This is a genomic window from Thioclava sp. F28-4, from assembly GCF_002020045.1.
In the GTDB taxonomy this organism is placed as follows: Bacteria; Pseudomonadota; Alphaproteobacteria; order Rhodobacterales; family Rhodobacteraceae; genus Thioclava; species Thioclava sediminum.
This window is the reverse complement of sequence record NZ_MPZQ01000002.1, coordinates 371,581-390,961: the sequence shown is the minus strand read 5'-3', so window position 1 is coordinate 390,961 and position 19,381 is coordinate 371,581. Positions and strand designations below refer to the sequence as shown.

General features: G+C 65.1%; 16 protein-coding genes. 7 read left to right on the top strand and 9 right to left on the bottom strand.

Annotated features, from left to right (window positions below):
• The first annotated feature begins 117 nt into the window (after positions 1-117).
• Positions 118-3,618 carry a DNA polymerase III subunit alpha gene (dnaE, locus tag BMI87_RS06650; protein ID WP_078520591.1) on the top strand — a complete coding sequence of 1,167 codons (3,501 nt, stop codon included), beginning with the start codon at positions 118-120 and terminating at the stop codon, positions 3,616-3,618.
• Between the two features lie 3 nt (positions 3,619-3,621).
• On the opposite strand, the gene BMI87_RS06645 is transcribed toward dnaE, so the two are convergent.
• Positions 3,622-4,047, bottom strand: coding sequence for a hypothetical protein (locus BMI87_RS06645; protein WP_078520371.1), 426 nt, complete (start codon positions 4,045-4,047; stop codon positions 3,622-3,624).
• A complete protein-coding gene (locus tag BMI87_RS06640) occupies positions 4,047-4,253 on the bottom strand; it encodes a SlyX family protein (RefSeq protein ID WP_078520370.1) in 207 nt (68 codons plus the stop codon). Before BMI87_RS06640 ends, BMI87_RS06645 begins: the two co-directional genes overlap by 1 nt.
• Before the next feature lie 75 nt (positions 4,254-4,328).
• Here BMI87_RS06640 and hisS point away from each other — a divergent pair, with 75 nt between their 5' ends.
• The 3 genes from hisS to hisG are packed head-to-tail and all read left to right on the top strand — an operon-like array spanning position 4,329 to position 7,611.
• Entirely contained in the window at positions 4,329-5,831 is a 1,503-nt protein-coding gene (hisS, locus tag BMI87_RS06635; RefSeq protein ID WP_078520369.1) for a histidine--tRNA ligase, read from the top strand.
• Complete coding sequence (locus tag BMI87_RS06630; protein WP_078520368.1) at positions 5,831-6,901, top strand: ATP phosphoribosyltransferase regulatory subunit; 1,071 nt, start codon at positions 5,831-5,833, stop codon at positions 6,899-6,901. Before hisS ends, BMI87_RS06630 begins: the two co-directional genes overlap by 1 nt.
• Positions 6,898-7,611, top strand: coding sequence for an ATP phosphoribosyltransferase (gene hisG, locus BMI87_RS06625; protein ID WP_246832658.1), 714 nt, complete (start codon positions 6,898-6,900; stop codon positions 7,609-7,611). The genes BMI87_RS06630 and hisG overlap by 4 nt, the downstream gene beginning before the upstream one ends.
• A gap of 63 nt (positions 7,612-7,674) precedes the next feature.
• On the opposite strand, the gene BMI87_RS06620 is transcribed toward hisG, so the two are convergent.
• The 7 genes from BMI87_RS06620 to BMI87_RS06590 form a co-directional block, all read right to left on the bottom strand.
• Positions 7,675-8,616: a glyoxylate/hydroxypyruvate reductase A gene (locus tag BMI87_RS06620; protein WP_078520367.1), complete on the bottom strand. Its 942-nt coding sequence runs from the start codon at positions 8,614-8,616 to the stop codon at positions 7,675-7,677.
• Positions 8,613-9,758, bottom strand: coding sequence for a rod shape-determining protein RodA (gene rodA, locus BMI87_RS06615; RefSeq protein WP_078520366.1), 1,146 nt, complete (start codon positions 9,756-9,758; stop codon positions 8,613-8,615). The genes BMI87_RS06620 and rodA overlap by 4 nt, the downstream gene beginning before the upstream one ends.
• Positions 9,755-11,704, bottom strand: a complete 1,950-nt coding sequence (mrdA, locus tag BMI87_RS06610) for a penicillin-binding protein 2 (protein ID WP_078520365.1) — start codon at positions 11,702-11,704, stop codon at positions 9,755-9,757. The genes rodA and mrdA overlap by 4 nt, the downstream gene beginning before the upstream one ends.
• 11 nt (positions 11,705-11,715) lie before the next feature.
• Positions 11,716-12,255, bottom strand: a complete 540-nt coding sequence (locus BMI87_RS06605) for a rod shape-determining protein MreD (RefSeq protein ID WP_078520364.1) — start codon at positions 12,253-12,255, stop codon at positions 11,716-11,718.
• The gene (gene mreC / locus BMI87_RS06600; protein WP_078520363.1) at positions 12,252-13,214 is read right to left on the bottom strand and encodes a rod shape-determining protein MreC; all 963 of its coding nucleotides are present in this window, start codon (positions 13,212-13,214) and stop codon (positions 12,252-12,254) included. Before mreC ends, BMI87_RS06605 begins: the two co-directional genes overlap by 4 nt.
• Positions 13,215-13,266: 52 nt before the next feature.
• A complete protein-coding gene (locus tag BMI87_RS06595) occupies positions 13,267-14,298 on the bottom strand; it encodes a rod shape-determining protein (RefSeq protein ID WP_038064670.1) in 1,032 nt (343 codons plus the stop codon).
• A gap of 324 nt (positions 14,299-14,622) precedes the next feature.
• Positions 14,623-16,182, bottom strand: coding sequence for a 2-isopropylmalate synthase (locus BMI87_RS06590; RefSeq protein WP_078520589.1), 1,560 nt, complete (start codon positions 16,180-16,182; stop codon positions 14,623-14,625).
• 325 nt (positions 16,183-16,507) lie between these two features.
• On the opposite strand from BMI87_RS06590, the gene BMI87_RS06585 reads away from it, so the two are divergent.
• The 3 genes from BMI87_RS06585 to BMI87_RS06575 are packed head-to-tail and all read left to right on the top strand — an operon-like array spanning position 16,508 to position 19,369.
• Positions 16,508-17,158, top strand: a complete 651-nt coding sequence (locus BMI87_RS06585; RefSeq protein ID WP_246832657.1) for an SDR family NAD(P)-dependent oxidoreductase — start codon at positions 16,508-16,510, stop codon at positions 17,156-17,158.
• Positions 17,152-17,850 (top strand): SDR family NAD(P)-dependent oxidoreductase, encoded by a 699-nt coding sequence (locus BMI87_RS06580; protein ID WP_078520361.1) that lies wholly within the window; start codon positions 17,152-17,154, stop codon positions 17,848-17,850. Before BMI87_RS06585 ends, BMI87_RS06580 begins: the two co-directional genes overlap by 7 nt.
• Entirely contained in the window at positions 17,843-19,369 is a 1,527-nt protein-coding gene (locus BMI87_RS06575; RefSeq protein WP_078520360.1) for a cryptochrome/photolyase family protein, read from the top strand. Before BMI87_RS06580 ends, BMI87_RS06575 begins: the two co-directional genes overlap by 8 nt.
• Positions 19,370-19,381: the final 12 nt, after the last annotated feature.

Genomic DNA, 19,381 nt, shown 5'->3' with positions numbered 1-19,381 from the left:
CTTGATCCGGTGATCAAGAATTGGGCGCCAAGCTGCGCCGAGTGGTCGAGCGCGAAGCGTCGGGCGGACGCGGCGAGAGGCTGGCGCGGGGCGCTGCTACCCGCTAAATCTGGTGGCATGACCAGCCCCCGATTCATTCATCTGCGCGTCCATACCGAGTATTCCCTGCTCGAAGGCGCCGTGCCCGCCAAGAAACTCGTGAAGATGTGCGAGTCGGCGAAGATGCCCGCCGTCGCCGTGACCGACACGAACAACATGTTCGCGGCGCTCGAATTTTCCGTGACCGCGACGGGGGCGGGGCTGCAGCCGATCGTCGGCTGTCAGGTCTCGCTGGAGTTCGATCCGGCCAAGCCAGGCGAGCGTCCGCGCCTGCCTGCTCCGATCGTTCTGCTGGCCCAGACCGAGCGCGGCTACGAGAACCTGATGAAGCTCAACTCGTGCCTCTATCTCGACAAGCACGGGGCGCTGGTTCAGGTCACGCTTGAGGAGCTAGAGCGTTATTCCGAGGGGCTGATCTGTCTTTCGGGCGGCCCAGACGGCCCCGTCGGGCGGCTGATCCGGAACGGTGCGAAGGACCGCGCGAAGGCGCTGTTGCAACAGCTTGCCGGGATCTTCCCGAGCCGGCTCTATGTCGAATTGCAGCGCCACCCGGGCGAGGGCGGCACGCTGACCGAGGCCGAGATTGCGACCGAGCGGCCCTTCGTCGAATGGGCCTATGAGCTGGGCCTGCCGCTGGTCGCCACGAACGACGTCTATTTCCCGAAGCCCGCGATCTACGAGGCCCATGACGCGATGATCTGTATCGCGGAAGGCGCCTATGTCGATCAGATCGAACCGCGCCGGCGTCTGACTCCGCAGCACTATTTCAAATCCGAAGGCGAGATGGTCGCGCTTTTTGCCGATCTGCCCGAAGCCGTGGAGAACACCGTCGAGATCGCGAAACGCTGCGCTTTCTCGACCTATAAACGCGCGCCGATCCTGCCGAGATTCGCAGATGACGAGGTGGAGGAACTGCGGCGTCAGGCATGGGACGGGTTGCGCAACCGTCTTGACGTGATCCCGCATGCAGCACCGGTCGAGGATTACGAGAAACGCCTGCAATTCGAGCTCGACATCATCGAGCAGATGGGCTTCCCGGGCTACTTCCTGATCGTTGCCGACTTCATCAAATGGGCAAAGGATCACGACATTCCGGTCGGGCCGGGGCGGGGCTCGGGCGCGGGGTCACTTGTCGCTTACGCGCTGACCATCACCGACCTCGATCCGCTGCGCTATTCGCTGCTGTTCGAACGCTTCCTCAACCCCGAACGTGTCTCGATGCCGGACTTCGACATCGACTTCTGCATGGATCGCCGCGAGGAGGTGATCCAATATGTTCAGAATAAATACGGGCGCGAAAAGGTGGGCCAGATCATCACCTTCGGCGCGCTTCTGTCCAAGGCCGCCGTGCGCGACGTGGGCCGGGTCTTGCAGATGTCCTACGGGCAGGTTGACAAGCTCTCGAAGCTGATCCCGGTCGAGGGCGTGAAGCCCGTCAGCATCGAGAAGGCGCTGGCCGACGAGCCGCGCCTGCGCGAAGCGGCCCGCAACGAAGAGGTCGTGGCCCGGCTTCTCGATTATGCCAAGGCGATCGAAGGTCTGCTGCGCAACGCCTCGACCCACGCGGCGGGCGTCGTGATCGGCGACCGTCCGATCGACGAGCTGGTGCCGCTCTATCAGGATCCGCGTTCGGACATGCCCGCGACCCAGTTCAACATGAAATGGGTCGAGCAGGCGGGGCTGGTGAAGTTCGACTTCCTCGGCCTGAAGACGCTGACGGTGATCCGCTCGGCGATGGAGCTGATCTTCAAATCGGGCCGTCCGCTGCATGTCGATGCCGCCGGCAACCAGCTCTACGAGCCCGCGGAGGGCGCGGAGAACCATATCAACGCGATCCCGCTGGATGACGAGAAGACCTACAAGCTTTACGCGGATGCGAAGACCGTCGCCGTGTTCCAGGTGGAATCGGAGGGCATGAAATCGGCCCTGCGCCAGATGAAGCCCACCTGTATCGAGGATATCGTCGCGCTCGTGGCGCTGTATCGTCCCGGCCCGATGGAGAATATCCCGACCTATTGCGAGGTGAAGAACGGGCTCAAGAAGATCACCTCGGTCCACCCGACTATCGACCATATCCTTGAAGAGACGCAGGGCATCATCGTCTATCAGGAGCAGGTGATGCAGATCGCGCAGGTCATGGGGGGCTACTCGCTTGGCGGCGCAGACCTTCTCCGTCGCGCGATGGGTAAGAAGATCAAGGAGGCGATGGACGCCGAGCGCCCGAAATTCGAGGCGGGCGCGGCCAAGAACGGGGTCGACAAGAAAAAGGCCTCCGAGGTGTTCGACCTTCTGGAGAAATTCGCCAACTACGGCTTCAACAAATCCCACGCGGCGGCCTATGCGGTGGTGTCCTATTACACCGGCTGGCTGAAGGCGAACCACGCGGTCGAGTTCATGGGCGGCGTGATGAATTGCGATATTCATCTGACCGACAAGCTCGCGATCTATGCCGACGAGGTGCAGAAGAAGCTCGGGATCGAGATCATTCCGCCCTGCGTGAACCGCTCGCTTTCGACCTTCGACGTGGTCGATCAGAAGCTGGTCTATGCGCTGGGCGCGCTGAAGAATGTGGGCGTGGACGCGATGCAGATGATCGTGACCGCGCGCGGCGACGAGCCGTTCAAGGACCTGTTTGATTTCGCGCGGCGCGTGGACATGAAGCGGGTGGGCAAGCGCCCGCTGGAGATGCTGGCGCGGGCCGGGGCCTTCGATCTTCTGGACCCGAACCGCAAGCGCGTTTTCGAGTCGCTGGAATCGCTGATGGCGTGGTCGGGCGCGGTGATCGAGGCGCGCGAGTCGGCGCAGGTGTCGCTGTTCGGCGAGGCGGGCGACGATCTGCCGCCGCCGCGTCTGGCCGATACTGACGACTGGCTGCCGGGCGAGCGTCTGGCCGAGGAACACAAGGCCATCGGCTTCTACCTTTCGGGGCACCCGATCGAGGATTACCTGCCCGCGCTCAAGCGTAAGAAAGTGCTGAGCTGGGAAGAGGTGCAGCAAAAGGCCGTGGGCGGTCCTTTCGTGACCAAGATCGCAGGCGAGGTCGCCTCGGTGCGCGAGAAGAAATCCGCCAAGGGCAACCGTTTCGCCTTCGTGGCGCTCTCGGATGCGTCGGGGCCCTACGAGGTCGCCTTCTGGTCGGAGGCGCTGGAAGCCTGCCGCGACGTGCTCGAGACTGGCAACCTTCTGGTGCTGACCGTGAAGGTCGAGGTCGACGGCGAGTCGGTGCGTATGGTCGCCACTTCGGCCCAGACTGTGGAGAAGGCGACGGCCGATGCGGGCTCGTCGGGGCTTCTTGTTCATATCGACAACAATGACGCGGTCGCCTCTGTTGCGAGCCTCGTCGAGCGGGTCGCCCGCGAAGGGAAGGTCCATTCGCGCGGCCCGATCAGCTTCATGGTCTATGACAATGAGCGCGGCTGCCGCTACCAGATCACCGCGATGCCCGAGGCGCCGGTCAACGCACAGGTGAAAGGCGCGCTGCGCTCCTTGCGCGGGGTGAGCGAGGTCGAGGAGGTCTGAGCTTCACAGGCTGCGCGCCACCCATGCCAGCCGCAGCGCGATCGCGGCGGCAAGGGCGGTGGCGAACTCGCCCCAGCGCAGCAGCGCCACGCCGCGCAGCAGATCGGGCTCGTTGATCCCGTCGCGTACCGCACCGGAGATCATCCCCATCTCCAGCCACGCCGCCGCGCCCAGCACGGCAGTTGCCAGAAAACTCACTGAGACCAAAATCATCGCCTGTCGATGGCTGCGCAGCCGCCAGATCAGCCCGCACATCAGCGGCACGGCGAAGAACACCTGCATCGCAAGGATGCCGCTGCCCTGCCACAGCTCGAACCGGTCGAGTGTCGAACGAAGGTCGATGCCCGGGGGCCAGATCAGCAAAGCGGTGTAGATGAGCGCTTGGGCACTCACGAAAACACCGTTCAGCCCCCAGAGCGCCGCGTCCATTACCAGTGCGGCGGTTTCTGGTCGGCCAAGGGGATCGAGCTGCCGCTGTCATATTCGCGCTCGGCCTCGCGCTCCATCAGCAGACCCAGATGGCGCTCCAGCCGTTCGATCTGACGGGCCTGCGCGGCCGCGACATCGGACAACTCGTCCACCGTTTGCGTCAGATAGGCGATCTGTTCTTCCGCCCGTTCCAGCCGTTCCTGCATCTGCCGTTCCTATTGCTTGCCGGGGCCAGCCCCTTGGGCTACACCCTCGCGCGAGATAAGATCAGGTGCAAGCCGATGGCGAAACAGAAAAAGCAGCCCCGTCCCAAGGCAGAGGCCCCGAAGGGCTTCCGCGATTACTTTGGGACGGAGGTGACCGAGCGGGCCGATATGCTGGCGAAGATCGCAGAGGTCTATCGCACGCATGGCTTCGAGGCGCTGGAAACTTCGGCCATTGAGACGGTCGAGGCACTAGGCAAATACCTCCCCGATGTGGACCGCCCGAATGCGGGCGTCTTCGCGTGGCAGGAGGAAGACGACGGCAAGTGGCTGGCGCTGCGCTACGACATGACGGCGCCGCTGGCCCGGGTCGCGGCGCAATATCGCAACGACCTGCCGACGCCCTATCGTCGCTTCACGATGGGCCCCGTCTGGCGCAACGAAAAGCCCGGTCCGGGCCGGTTCCGCCAGTTCTATCAATGCGATGCCGATACCGTGGGCGCGCCCTCGGTAGCCGCCGATGCCGAGATTTGCGGCATGCTTTCGGACGCGCTGGAGGCGGTCGGCATTCCGCGCGGCGATTACGTCGTGCGGGTGAACAACCGCAAGGTGCTGAACGGCGTGATGGAGGTCGCGGGCGTTCTCGACCCCGCCGATCCGGCCAAGTTCGAGGAAGAGCGCGGCATCGTCCTGCGCGCCATCGACAAGTTCGACAAGTTCGGCGAGGAGGGCGTGCGCCTTCTGATGGGCGAGGGGCGTCTGGACGACTCCGGCGACTTCACCAAGGGCGCGGGGCTGTCCGAGGCACAGGCCGATACGGTCATGGGCTTCATGGAGGCCAAGCGCGAAGACAACGCCGCCACCGTCGCGCGACTGCGCGAGTTGGTCGAAGGCTCGGCGCTGGGTGCGGAAGGCGTGGACGAACTCGAGCAGATCGCCTCGCTTCTCGACGCGCAGGGCTACGGCCCCGACCGCATCGTGATCGACCCCTCGGTCGTGCGCGGTTTGGGCTATTACACCGGCCCGGTTTTCGAGGCCGAGCTGACCTTCGAGATCACCGACGAGAAGGGCCGTCCGCGCCAATTCGGCTCGGTCGCAGGCGGCGGGCGCTATGACGATCTGGTCAAGCGCTTCACCGGTCAGGTCGTTCCGGCGACCGGCGTCTCGATCGGCGTCGACCGCCTGCTGGCCGCGCTGCGCGCCAAGGGCCGCATCGGCGGCTCCGCGCAGGGTCCGGTCGTCGTGACCGTGATGGATCGCGACCGGATGGCCGAATACATGGCGCTGGCCTCCACGCTGCGCGGGGCAGGGCTGCGCGCCGAGGTCTATCTGGGCAACCCGAAGAACTTCGGCAACCAGTTGAAATACGCCGACAAACGCGAAAGCCCCGTGGCGATCATCCAAGGCTCGGACGAGGCCGAACGCGGCGTCGTCCAGATCAAGGACCTGATCCTCGGCGCGAAGATCGCGCAGGACGCGACGGTTGAAGAATGGAAATCCCAACCGGCGCAATTCGAGGTTCCGACCGGGGAAATGGTCGCAAAAGTGCAAGAGATCCTTGCGCGCTACGAGGCCGAGTGATGGCGGACAAGGCGCAAGCGCGGGGACAGGCAGGCCGTCTGCTGGAGCAATTCCTCAAAGCGGGTGCGGTCGAGGTCACGCCTGACATCTTGCAACCCGCCGAGGCGCTTCTCGACCTCTATGGCGAGGATATCCGCGCCCGCGCCTATGTCACCGCCGACCCGCTGCGCGGCGAGATGATGCTGCGCCCGGATTTCACTGTGCCGGTCGTGCAGGAGCATATGGCCAATGGCGCCGAACCTGCGCGCTACGCCTATGCGGGCGAGGTGTTCCGCCGTCAGGATCATCGCGGTGCCGCCCGCGCCCATGAGTATTTTCAGGCCGGGTTCGAAATCTTCGACCGCGCCGATCCCGAAGCCGCAGATGCCGAGGTTTTCGCGCTGTTCGCGGGGCTTCTCGCCAAGCTGAACCTGTCCGCCACGATCGGCGATATGGGCCTGCTGCGCGCCGCCGTCGACGGGCTCGACACGCTGCCCGAACGCAAAGCCGCGCTCGCCCGTCACATCTGGCGTCCCAAGCGCTTCCAGCATCTGCTTGCGCGCTATTCGGGGCAGGTCGAGGTGCCGAAAGCCCGCGCCGATCTGCTGACCGGTCAACGCTCCGGCGCGCCGTGGATCGGGCTGCGTTCGCGCGAAGAGATGGAGGCGCGGATCGCCACGCTGGCCGCCGATGCCGCCGCCGCGCCGATCCCGACCGATGCGGTTGCCGCGATGGGCAAACTGGCTGAGCTGCGCTGTGCTGCGGATCAGGCGCCCGCCGCCCTGCGCGCGCTGAACATCGCTGCCATCGAACCCGCCATCGCGCGGCTCGAAAAGCGCCTCGATGCGCTCGCCACGCGCGGCATAGACCTTGCCGCGATCACCTTCGACGCGAGCCACGGGCGCTCGACTATGGAATATTACGACGGCTTCGTCTTCACCTTCACTGCCACCGATCCGGCGCTGCCGCCGGTCGCGAGCGGAGGGCGCTACGACGCGCTGACCCGGCAACTGGGGCAGGGGCGCGAAATCCCCGCCGTGGGCGGCGTGATCCGTGCGGGGCTCATGGCCGATCTGGAGGCGCAGGCATGAGCGAGGCCATGATCAAACTCGGCGTGCCCTCCAAAGGGCGTCTGATGGAGAAGACGTTTCAATGGTTTGCGCAAGCGGGTATCACGCTCAAGCGCACCGGCTCGGAGCGCGAATATGCGGGCGCGGTCGAAGGGGCCGAGGGCGTGCAGCTCGTACTGCTATCGGCCGGAGAAATCCCACGCGAACTGGCGGCGGGGCGTATCCATCTGGGCGTCACCGGCTCCGATCTCGTGCGTGAGAAGCTTGCCGACTGGGAAAGTCAGGTCGCCGATCTCGCGCCGATGGGCTTCGGTCACGCCGATCTGATCATCGCGGTGCCGGCCTGCTGGTCGGATGTGGACAGCCTCGAAGACCTCGACGCGGCCGCCCACCGCTTCCGCGCCACCCACGGCTTCCGCCTGCGGATCGCCACGAAATACCACCGCCTCGTGCGCGAATTCCTGACCCGCGAGGGCGTGGCGGATTGGCAGCTCGTCGACAGCCAAGGCGCGACCGAGGGCACGATCGCGAACCTCACTGCCGAGGCCGTGGCCGACATCACTTCGAGCGGCGAGACGCTGCGCGCGAACCACCTGAAGATCCTCTCGGACGGGCTGATCCACCAATCTCAGGCGACGCTGTTTGCGTCGCGCGCCGCCGGCTGGTCGGGGCAGGAAAGCCGCCTTGCGGGTCTCGCGCAGCAGCTCGGACTGCCCGCGCCAACGCTCTGATCTTCCTCTTGGTCGAAATATCCCACGGGGGCCCGGGGGTGTGAAACCCCCGGCCTGCGCCGCTCAGTAACCCCGCGAGCGATCCACGAGATAGAGGAACGGTTCGCCCGCTTCGCCCCGCCGGATATTCTCCGCGATGACCTCCGAGGCGGTCTCAGCGCGGCTCTCGGCGGCGATATGGGGCGTCACCGTCACGTGGGGATGCGCCCAATAGGGATGCTCGGGGGGCAGGGGCTCCACGCGGAAGACGTCGAGCGTCGCATGGCCGATCTGGCCGCGATCCAGCGCTGCGAGCAGCGCGTCGTCGTCGATCAGCGTGCCGCGGCCCGGATTGATGATCCGCGCACCTTTCGGCATCTGCGCCAGCGTGTCCGCGTTCAGAAGCTCGGTGGTCTCGGGCGTGTCGGGAAGGATCGAGACGAGGATCTCCGCTTTCGACAGCGCCTCCGCCAGCCCATCGTCGCCGCTCAGGCAGGTGATCCCGGGGATGTCCTTGGGGCTGCGGCTCCAGCCGGTGACTTTGAAGCCCAGACCTGCCAGCGCCTCGGCACAGGCTTTGCCCAACGCACCCAAGCCCAGCATCACCACCGAGCGGTCCCGCGCCAGGGGCGGCACGCCCCCCTCATGGCGCCAGACACCGTCTTGTTGCGCCAGTGTCGCGTCGATCCCGAGGTGATAGCGCAGCACATGGCCGGTCACATAGTCGACCATGCCGCGCTCGAGCCCCGCATCCACCATCCGGCACAGCGGCTGGGTGAGGGTCTCGTTGCCCACCACGCGCTCGACGCCGGCCCAGAGGTTCAGCACAGCCTTTGCACCGGTATAGGCGGTGAAATCCTGCACCGGTCCCTGCGGCGAATAGACGACATAGTCGACCCGCGCGGGGGCGATCTCGTCCGGCTGGACGATCTGCGCCTCGACGCCGGTGGCCGCGATGGCCTCTGTCAGCGGGCGTTCGTAACGAGCCCAGTTCTCGGGCTTGTCGGCGAAAAGGACGCGGATCATCTTTGCCTCGGTCTATGGACATGGGCGCTTTGCACCAGCCCGAAGGCCGCAAGCAGGATCATCATGGCGGTGCCCCCGTAACTGACGAGGGGTAGCGGCACCCCCACGACGGGCATCAGCCCCATCACCATCGCCATGTTGATCGCGAAGAAGAAGAAGAACGTCCCCGCGACCCCGAAACTGAGCAGCGAGGCGAAGCGGTCCTTCGTTGCCATTGCGGTATAAAGCGCGAAGCCGATGATGCCGGTGTAGAGCATCAGGAGGGAGAAGGCGCCGACGAAGCCGAACTCCTCGGCGAGCGTGGTGAAGATGAAGTCCGTGTGCTTCTCGGGCAGGAAGTTCAGCCGACTTTGCGTGCCCTGCATGAAGCCGCGCCCTGACCAGCCGCCCGAGCCGAGCGCGATCTGCGCCTGCATGATGTTGTAGCCCGCACCAAGCGGGTCCGAGCCCGGATCGAGGAAGGTGTCGATCCGCTTGTACTGGTAGTCGTGCAGCAGCTGGTACTCGGTGCCGCGGCTTTCCATCACGCCGAAGACCAGCCCGACGACCAGCGCGATCACGGTGCCGAAGTACCAAAATGACACCCCGGCTGCGAACATCACGAAGGCCCCGCCCAGCACCAGCATTACGGCGGTGCCGAGGTCGGGCTGGGCCAGCACGAGGAAGGTCGGCGCAAGAATGATCACCGCGGGAATGAACACCCAGAGCGGACGCGAGACCTTCTCGACGGGCAGCCAGTCGTAATAGGCGGCCAGCAGCATCACGAGGGTGATCTTCATCAACTCGGAGGGCTGAATGCGCAGCGGGCCGATCTCCAGCCAGCGCTGAGCGCCCATGCCGATCGCGCCGAAGAACTCCACCGCCACCAGAAGCAAAAGCGCCACGAAATAGGCTAGCGCCGAGACATTGCGCCAGAACCAGACCGGGATGAAGGCCACGGTGAACATCGCGATCATACCGAGCGCGAAACGCTTCATCTGCGGCTCCGCCCAGGTATGGATATTGCCGCCCGCGACCGAGTAGAGCATCAGGAAGCCCGCGCAGGCCACCGCCGTCAGCAAGATCACCAGCGGCCAGTTCAGATAGAAGATCTTGCGCCATCCCGTCGGGACGGTCTTGAGATTGCTCTCGAGATAGCTCATGCGCGCGACCTCGATTGCGGCTTCTGCACGGTGTCGGGGTCGACCAGATCGAGCGTTTCGTTCAGCTCCTTGGCCTTCGCGCGGGCGAAGGACGGGTAGGCATCGTCCGGGGGCAGACCGCCCGCCAGCGCGAACAGTAACACGTCGCGCGCGATCGGGGCGGCGGCCGTCGAGCCGCCCGAGCCGTGTTCGACCACGACCGAGACCGCGTAGCGCGGATTGTCGATGGGGGCGAAGGCCACGAAGAGCGCGTGGTCGCGCCGGTTCCAGGGAAGCTGCTCGTTGCGGATCACGCCGCGGGCACGTTCGGCCTTGGTGATGTTGCGGACCTGGGAGGTGCCGGTCTTGCCCGCCATCTTCCATTCCTTCATCGCGATGCGCGAGCCGCGCGCGGTGCCGCGCGAGGAGTTCACCACCGCGGTCATCCCCTTGCGCACGCTATCGAGATAGACCTTCTCGACGCCCAGATCATCGGTGACGCGGATCGGTTGCTCGACCCCGTCACGGGCGCGGATCAGACGCGGCTCGACCTTCTTCCCGCTGGCGATGCGCGCCGCCATGATCGCGAGATGCATCGGCGAGGCCAGCACATAGCCCTGACCGATGGCCGCGTTCGCGGTGTCGCCGATCAGCCAGTCCTTGCCGTAGCGCTCCCGCTTCCACTCCTTGGTGGGGGCCACGCCCTCCTTCACCGCCGACATCGGCAGGTCGGGCCGGACGCCGATGCCCAGACGCTTGGCCATGTCGCTCATCTTGTCGATGCCGACGCGTTGCGACAGCTCGTAGTAATAGACGTCGCAAGACTGCTCCATGCTCTTGGTCATGTTCACATGGCCATGGCCCGCGCCCTTCCAGCAGTGGAAGCGGCGGCCCGCGATCTCGACATAGCCGGGGCACCAGATGGTTTCCTCCGGCGTCACCAGCCCCGCCTCCAGCGCGGCGAGCGCGGTGACCATCTTGTAGGTCGAGCCCGGCGGGTAGAGGCCCTGCACGGTCTTGTCGGCCAGCGGGCGGTGATCGTCCTGCGTGAGGCGCTGATAATCGGCGACCGAAATCCCGCGCACGAAAAGGTTGGGGTCGAAGCTTGGTGCGGAGGCGCAGGCGAGCACGTCGCCATTGGTCACATCCATCACCACGGTCGCGGCGGATTCTTCTTCCAGCCGCTGCAGCGCATAGTTCTGCAGACGATAATCGAGCGTCAGCTGAAGGTTCTCGCCGGGCTGGCCGGGTTCGCGCGACAGCTCGCGCATCTCGCGCCCGGCGGAGTTCACCTCGACGCGCCGCTGACCGGCCGCGCCGCGCAGCACGCTTTCCTCTTTGGCCTCGATCCCGGTTTTGCCCAGCTGGAATTTCGGGATCAGCAGCAGCGGATCGGGGTCTTCCATCTTGCTCAGATCGTAATCCGAGACCGGGCCGACATAGCCGATCACATGGCCAAAATCCTCGCGGCGCGGATAGAGGCGCGACAGGCCGACATCGGGGCTGACACCGGGCAGCGAGGGGCCGTTTACCGCGACGCGCGAGAACTCGTCCCATGTCAGGCGGTCGGCCACCGTGACCGGCGTCGTCGGCGGGCGGCGGCGGATGTCGTGCAGGATGTCTTTCGTATCGCCATCGGTAATCGGGATCAGACGGCGCAACGCGGCCAGCGTCGCATCGACGTCATCGGTATCCTCGCGGGTGATCGTGACACGGTAATTCTGCTCGTTGCCTGCAAGCATGACCCCGTTGCGATCGAAGATCAGACCGCGCGCTGGCGGGATCAACCGGATCTTCACCGAGTTGCCCTCGGCCAGCAGCCGGTATTGCTTGGCGTCTTCGAGCTGCATCTTGCGCATCCGTGCCGCGAGCACGGCCACGACCGCCGCCTGCGCGCCGCCCAAGAGCAAGCCGCGTCGCGTGATGCGGCGGGTGCTGACTTCGGTCTCTTTCGGGGATCGTCTCATTCTGGGCCCCCTCACATTCGATGTCCGTAGGCGTCGACCTCGCCGGGTGCGGCGCGGCGCAGCCCGAAGGCCACCCGCGACACCAGCACCACCACCGGGTAGGCGGCCAGCGTAACCAGCATCTGGAACAGTTCCAGCCCGAGGCTCGGCTGATCGACCATCGTGACCAGCAGGACGATGCGCTTCACCGCCACCATAGCGATCAGCAGCCCCGCGACCAATGCCCATTCCAGCGCGAAGGGCAGATCACGCAGGCTTTGCTCGCGGCGGCGCAGGAATTCGGTCGCGCCGAGGACGATCAGCGCCCAAAGCCCGATGGGCCGCCAGAACATGATGTCTTCAAGCAGGAAGACCAGAACGATCAGCAGGGCCGGGGCGTATTCGGGCCGCCGCAGTACCCAAGCGAGCGTCAGGGCCAAGGTCAGGTCGGGGCCGGGCAGGCCGCCCGGCGAATGGTCGACCGGCATCAGGCGCACGAAGATCAGCACGAGGCCGATCACGACGAAGAGCGTGCGGTAGCTGAGGCGGCGGCGGGTGATGGGGTCGATCATTGGCTGCCCCCGTTGCCGTCCTCCGACCCGTCATCGGGTTCGAGCGCGCCCTCGGCGGCCTCCGAGCGCGCCTTCTCGGCGGCTTCCTGTTCGATGACTTTCGGGTCGGGCGCGATCAGCCCGCCTGCATTCTCGATCCGCTCGGCCGGGTGCGAGCGCAGCACGCGCAGGAAGTCGAGCCGCTCGTAATCGGCCGCGAGGCGCACGCGCAGCCGCTTGTCGCGGCCCTGGAAAACCTGACCGACCAGCAGTCCCGCCGGGAAGACCCCACCATCGCCCGAGGAGATCACGCGGTCGCCCGGGCGCACGCGGTCGGGATGTTCGAGGAAATCCACGAACGGGTAGGGGGAGTTGTCGCCCGCGAGGATCGCGTTCTGCCCCGAGGCCGGGATCGAGACCGGGATGCGGCTCGAGGCGTCGGTCAGCAGCAGCACCCGCGAGGTCGAAGAGCCCACGCCCGAGATCCGGCCCACAAGGCCCAGCCCGTCCATCGTGGCCCAGCCATCGACGATGCCGTCGCGCTTACCGACATTCAGCAGCACCGATTTGCGGAAGGGCGAGCCGCTATCGGCCAGCACGCGCCCCGACACGGAGGTCAGTTTCGGATCGAGCCGCACCTTGTTCTGCGCCAGAAGCTTCGCGTTTTGCTGCTCCAGCTGAACGGCGGCTTCCTTCCACGCCTTCATCTGCTGCAGCTCGCGGCGCAACTCCTGGTTCTGTTCGTAGATGCGGGAATAGGATTGGAAGCCCTCGACCATGTCGGTCAGTTTCGTGACCGGGGCCATCGCCCAATCGAAGCTGGGCACGAAGCGATCCACGAGGGCAGAGCGGAACCGCTCCATCCGCGGGCTGTCGATGCGCCAGACGAGGAAGAGCGCGAGCAATATGACGACAAGAACCGCAACGCCCAGTCGGCGCAGCGGTCCGATATAGTCTTGGTCGTCGCGATTTCTGGCCAAATCCGTCTCCGGTCAGATCACTGGCCGGGCGTGGTGCGATCCCGGCCCCGTCTCAGCTGTCGTAATCAATGACGTGGCGAAGCTGCTTTTCATATTCAAGCGCCTTGCCGGTGCCGAGGGCAACACAGTTGAGCGACTGATCGGCGATCGAGATCGAGAGACCCGTCTGCTCGCGCAGGGCCAGATCCAGCTCGCCCAGAAGCGCACCGCCACCGGTCAGCATCACACCACGATCGACGATGTCGGCGGCGAGGTCCGGCGGGGTCGTTTCCAGCGCCTGCATCACCGCGTCACAGATCGACTGGACGGGCTCGGACAGCGCCTCGGCGACCTGCGCCTGGGTGATTTCGGTTTCTTTCGGCACGCCGTTGAGCAGGTCGCGACCGCGCACGTGGAGCGACATGCCGCGCCCGTCATCGGGCATCCGCGCGGTGCCGATCGTGGTCTTGATCCGCTCTGCGGTGGATTCGCCCACGAGAAGGTTCTGGTTGCGGCGCAGGTAGGAGATGATCGCCTCGTCCATGCGGTCGCCGCCCACGCGCACCGAGCGCGCATAGACGATGTCGCCCAGCGAGAGGACGGCCACTTCGGTCGTGCCGCCGCCGATATCGACCACCATCGAGCCCGTGGGGTCGGTGATCGGCATGCCGGCACCGATGGCCGCTGCGATCGGTTCTGCGATCAGGCCGGCGCGGCGCGCACCTGCCGAGAGAACCGACTGACGGATCGCGCGCTTCTCCACCGGGGTCGCGCCATGCGGGACGCAGACGATGATCTTCGGCTTCGAGAAGGTCGAGCGCTTGTGCACCTTGCGGATGAAATGCTTGATCATTTCCTCGGCGCTGTCGAAATCCGCGATGACGCCGTCGCGCATCGGGCGGATCGCTTCGATCGAGCCGGGGGTGCGGCCGAGCATCAGCTTGGCGTCTTCCCCGACCGCCAGCACCTGCTTTTTGCCGTCCTTGACGTGATAGGCGACCACCGAGGGTTCGTTCAGCACGATCCCCTTGCCTTTGACATAGACCAGCGTGTTCGCCGTCCCGAGGTCGATCGCCATGTCCGAGGAGAAGATCCCACCAACCATATTACGCCTGTCCCATCCCAAATTTCTTAGAAACACCGCGACTCGCGCCAAGCCACGGCCCGCGCCTCGTATAGTCAAAGCGGCCCTTACGGGGAAGCGGATTTGCGCTGTCGGCAAGGCCCCCCTGCGGTTATCCGCTGAGGCTAGGCCAAGGGATTGACCTTTTTCAACATTTTGGACGGATTTCGCCCGGAAAAAGTGCTTGAAATTACAGATATGCGATACGTCACGAAATCGTGCTGAAATCGGGGAATTCGCGGGGGCTGGATTGAAAACGGGCAGCCCTTCGCGGGCTGCCCGAAAGCTGTGCAGTTTGTGGTCGCCTCAGAGCTTGTAGCTCACCGTTTTCACATCCGCGTCGGGCGCGGTTTTCTGGCTGCGGAAGCGCAGGCGGTTGAGCGCGCCGACATAGGCCTTCACCGAAGCGAGGATCGTGTCGGTATCCGACGCGGCCCCCGTGCCGATCCGCCCGTCTTCCTCGAGGCGCACCGAAACGGTCGCCTGCGCGTCGGTGCCTTCGGTCACGGCATGCACCTGATAGAGCTTCAGCTTCGCTTGCGTCGGGTAGATTTCCTTGACGCAGTTGAAGACCGCATCGACCGGGCCGTCGCCTTGGCACTTGCTGGATTTCTCCTCGCCGTCGACGAGCATCTTCAGCTCGGCTTCCTGACCGTCCGAACCGCAGACCACGCGCAGCCATTTCACCTGCAGGTAGTCATCGGCGGTGTTCGCGGCGCTGTCGGTCATCAGCGCGATCAGGTCCTCGTCGTAGATTTCCTTCTTGCGGTCGGCCAGCGCCTTGAAGCGGACGAAGACGTCCTTGAGCTGGTTGTCGCCCAGCTCGTAGCCCAGATCCTTGAGCTTCGCGCGCAGAGCGGCGCGGCCCGAGTGTTTGCCCATCGCGATATTCGCCTCGTTGAGGCCGATATCGGCGGGCTTCATGATCTCGAAGGTCTCGACGTTCTTCAGCACGCCATCCTGGTGAATGCCGCTTTCGTGCAGGAAGGCGTTCTTGCCGACGATCGCCTTGTTGAACTGCACCGGGAAGCCCGAAACCTGCGCCACGCGGCGCGAGATATTCATGATCTTCGTCGTGTCTATATGGGTCTGGTAGGGCATGATGTCCTGACGGACCTTCATCGCCATCACCACCTCTTCGAGCGCGGTGTTGCCCGCGCGCTCGCCCAGACCGTTTATCGTGCATTCGATCTGGCGCGCGCCCGCATCGACCGCGGCCAGCGCGTTCGCCGTCGCCATGCCCAGATCGTTGTGGCAATGCGTTGCGAAGATGATCTCGTCGGCGCCCGGCACCCGCTCGAGCAGCATCCGGATCAGGTCGGCGGATTCGGTCGGCGCGGTATAGCCCACGGTGTCGGGGATGTTGATCGTGGTTGCACCCGCCTTGATCGCAATCTCGACGACACGGCAGAGGTAGTCATGCTCGGTCCGGGTCGCGTCCATCGGCGACCATTGCACGTTGTCGCACAGGTTGCGCGCGTGGCTGACGGTCTCGTGGATGACGTCGGCCATCTCGTCCATCGTCAGGTTCGGGATCGCGCGGTGCAGCGGCGAGGTGCCGATGAAGGTATGGATGCGCGGCGATTTCGCGTGCTGCACGGCTTCCCAGCAGCGGTCGATATCGGGCAGCTTCGCGCGGGCCAGCCCGCAAATCGTCGAGAACTTGGCGCGTTTCGCTATATCGCTGACGGCTTCGAAATCGCCCTCGGAGGCGATGGGGAAGCCGGCCTCGATGATGTCGACGCCCATTTCGTCGAGCAGATCGGCGATCTCGAGCTTCTCGTCATGGGTCATCGTCGCGCCCGGCGATTGCTCGCCATCGCGCAGGGTCGTGTCGAAAATCAGAACGCGGTTTTTGTCGATCATGGTCTGGGCCATCTGCTAGTCTCTTTCGTCTTGGCTCTTAGCGTTACTTGGTCCCGAAGGCCAGCATTGCGCGGTGGCTTTCGGAAGTTGTCCGGGCGCTGGTTACCCCTGAGCGTTCGCGCCCGAAGGCACGCTCAGAGGCTGCTAAGAAGAAGGAGACCACGGGGCATCGCGCCTTGGGCGAGAGCCCCGGCTGCGGTGAGTTGAATATGCTTAACCCGTGTCATGAGGGGCACTATAGGCGCCAAGCGATAAATGAAAAGCAAAAAAGGAACCGCTCGCGGCGGGGGCGCGTAGCCGTTGGGCGCATATGACGGAGGACAAGGTGGCGGGTCAGGCAATCGTGATCGGAGATACGGGCGGGATCGGTTCGGCGATCCGGGCCGAGCTGGAAGCGCGCGGCTTCACGGTGACGGGGTTGTCGCGGTCGCGCGATGGATTCGATGTGACCGATGAGGGTTCGGTCGAGGCGGGGCTGCGCGGGATCGAGGGGCCGGTCGATCTGATCTTCGTGGCCTCGGGCGCACTTGGCACGCCGGAAAAGGCGCTGTCGCATCTGACGCCCGAGGAATTGCAGACCCAGTTCGCCGTGAATGCGATGGGCCCGGCGCTGGTGCTGAAACACGCGGCCCGCCTGTTGCCCCGCGACCAGCCCGCACGGTTTGCGGCGCTCTCGGCGCGGGTCGGCTCGATCGGGGATAACGGCTTGGGCGGCTGGTATAGCTATCGGACCTCGAAAGCGGCGCTGAACCAGGTGCTGCACGGCGCGGCGATCGAACTGGGGCGCTCTCACAAGCAGCTCGTGGTCGCGGCGCTGCATCCCGGCACGGTCGACACCCCCTTTACCGCCGATTACCCGCGCGACAAGCTCGCCCCGGAAGACGCCGCGCGCCGGTTGCTGGATGTGCTGGACGGGCTGACCCCCGCGCAATCGGGCGGGTTTTACGATTACGCAGGCAAGGAGATCCCATGGTAACCCGAAACGCCATCGTCACCGGCGCCGCACGCGGGATCGGCCGCGCGATCACCGAGGCGCTGCTGGATCGCGGCTGGCAGGTCGCGGCGCTCGATCTGGATATCGACCCGCTGGAGGCGCGCGAAGGCTTGCAGGCGATCCGCTGCGATCTAGGGAGCGAGGATGACATTCGCGCCGCCGTCGCGGAGGCCGGGTTCGAGACGCTCGATCTCTTGGTGAATAATGGCGGTCCGGCCAATCCCGAATGCGGACCGCTGGAGGAACTGACGCTGGAAGCGTGGCATAGGTGGATCGATCCGCATCTGACGGGCACGTTCCTGATGACGCGCGAGGCTCTGCCCGCCTTGCGCAAGGGTCGCGGCGCGGTGGTCAACATGGCCTCGACGCGCGCGCTGCAATCCGAGCCCGACACCTTCGCCTATGCGGCGGCGAAGGGCGGCGTCACCTCGATGACCCATGCGATGGCGGTGAGCCTCGGGCCGGAAGTTCGGGTCAACGCCATCGCGCCCGGCTGGATCAATTCGAGCGGCGAGGCCTTGAGCAAAGAGGATCACGCGCAGCATCCGGTGGGCCGGGTGGGCGCGCCTTCCGACATCGCCGACGCGGTGTTGTACCTTGCCGATGCCGGCTTCGTGACGGGGCAGGTGTTGGTCGTCGATGGCGGCATGACCCGAAAGATGATCTATGACTAAGCTGATCGCGGTGCTGGGCGACCAGCTGAGCCATGATGGCGCGGCTTTGCGCTGCGGCGACAAGGGCACGGATGTGGTGGTCATGGCCGAGGTGCGCGAGGAAGCGACCTATACCGGCCATCACAAGCAGAAGCTGGCCCTGACCTTCGCCGCCATGCGTCGCTTCGCCGACGAGTTGGAGCGCGACGGCTGGCATGTTCGCTATACGAAGCTGACCGACGACGACAACGCAGGCTCGCTGGTGGGCGAATTCGCGCGCCGCGCCGAGGAAGAGGGGGCCGAGGAGGTGGTGACGCTCGCCCCCGGCGAATGGCGTTTGCGTCAGGCCTTCGAGAGCGCGCCGATCAAGATCCGGCAACTTCCCGACGACCGCTTCATCTGCTCCGAGAAACGCTTCGCGGAGTGGGCCGAGGGGCGCAAGGAATTGCGGATGGAGTGGTTCTACCGCGAGATGCGCCGCGAGACGGGGCTCTTGATGGAGGGCGACGATCCGGCGGGCGGCGAATGGAATTTCGACAAGGAAAACCGCAAGCCCGCCCAGCCTGACCTGTTCCGCGAGCCCGCGCCGACCTTCCGCAAGGATGCGCTGGTGCAGGAGGTGCTCGAGATGGTCGAGGCGGAATTCCCGAACAATTTCGGATCGCTCGACGAATTCAACTGGCCGGTCAGCCGCGCGCAGGCCGAACGCGCGCTGGAGCATTTCATCGCCCATAACCTGCGCGATTTCGGGACCTATCAGGATGCGATGCTGGCCGAGGACCGGCTGCTGCACCACTCGATCCTGTCGTCGAGCATCAATCTCGGGCTGCTCTCGCCGCTGGAGGTCTGCAAGGCCGCGGAAGAGGCCTACAAGGCGGGCGATGCGCCGATCAATTCGGTGGAAGGGTTCATCCGGCAGATCCTTGGTTGGCGCGAATATATGCGCGGGATCTACTTCGTTGAGGGGCCCGATTATACTTCGCGCAATGCGCTGCACCACAAGCGCGACCTGCCGTGGTTTTACTGGTCGGGCGAGACGGAGATGGCCTGCATGAAGGCGGCGATCGGGCAGACCCGCGATCTGGCCTATGCGCATCACATCCAGCGTCTGATGGTCACAGGCAATTTTGCGCTGCTGGCCGGGATCGACCCGCGCCAAGTGCAGGATTGGTATCTCGCGGTCTATATCGACGCCTATGAGTGGGTGGAGGCGCCGAACACGGCGGGGATGAGCCAGTTCGCGGATGGTGGGGTGGTGGCCTCGAAGCCTTACATTTCCTCGGGCGCTTATATCGACAAGATGTCGGATTACTGCGCGGGCTGCGCCTATGATGTGAAGGCGAAGGACGGCGAGAAGGCTTGCCCGTTCAACAGCCTCTACTGGCATTTCCTTGATCGGCACCGGGAGCGCTTCGAGGGCAATCCGCGCATGGGACTCGTCTATCGCAACTGGGACAAGCAGAAGAAAGAGACGCGCGACGCCAAGCTGAAGACGGCGGAGGCACTGCTCGCGAAGCTCGACAAGGGCGAGGCGCTGTAAGCCAGCCTAGAA

Bases quoted from the DNA above. Each gene is read 5' to 3' on its own strand.
- dnaE (WP_078520591.1), top strand. From the start codon at position 118: ATGACCAGCCCCCGATTCATTCATCTGCGCGTCCATACCGAGTATTCC.
- BMI87_RS06645 (WP_078520371.1), bottom strand. From the start codon at position 4,047: ATGGACGCGGCGCTCTGGGGGCTGAACGGTGTTTTCGTGAGTGCCCAA.
- BMI87_RS06640 (WP_078520370.1), bottom strand. From the start codon at position 4,253: ATGCAGGAACGGCTGGAACGGGCGGAAGAACAGATCGCCTATCTGACG.
- hisS (WP_078520369.1), top strand. From the start codon at position 4,329: ATGGCGAAACAGAAAAAGCAGCCCCGTCCCAAGGCAGAGGCCCCGAAG.
- BMI87_RS06630 (WP_078520368.1), top strand. From the start codon at position 5,831: ATGGCGGACAAGGCGCAAGCGCGGGGACAGGCAGGCCGTCTGCTGGAG.
- hisG (WP_246832658.1), top strand. From the start codon at position 6,898: ATGAGCGAGGCCATGATCAAACTCGGCGTGCCCTCCAAAGGGCGTCTG.
- BMI87_RS06620 (WP_078520367.1), bottom strand. From the start codon at position 8,616: ATGATCCGCGTCCTTTTCGCCGACAAGCCCGAGAACTGGGCTCGTTAC.
- rodA (WP_078520366.1), bottom strand. From the start codon at position 9,758: ATGAGCTATCTCGAGAGCAATCTCAAGACCGTCCCGACGGGATGGCGC.
- mrdA (WP_078520365.1), bottom strand. From the start codon at position 11,704: ATGAGACGATCCCCGAAAGAGACCGAAGTCAGCACCCGCCGCATCACG.
- BMI87_RS06605 (WP_078520364.1), bottom strand. From the start codon at position 12,255: ATGATCGACCCCATCACCCGCCGCCGCCTCAGCTACCGCACGCTCTTC.
- BMI87_RS06595 (WP_038064670.1), bottom strand. From the start codon at position 14,298: ATGGTTGGTGGGATCTTCTCCTCGGACATGGCGATCGACCTCGGGACG.
- BMI87_RS06590 (WP_078520589.1), bottom strand. From the start codon at position 16,182: ATGATCGACAAAAACCGCGTTCTGATTTTCGACACGACCCTGCGCGAT.
- BMI87_RS06580 (WP_078520361.1), top strand. From the start codon at position 17,152: ATGGTAACCCGAAACGCCATCGTCACCGGCGCCGCACGCGGGATCGGC.
- BMI87_RS06575 (WP_078520360.1), top strand. From the start codon at position 17,843: ATGACTAAGCTGATCGCGGTGCTGGGCGACCAGCTGAGCCATGATGGC.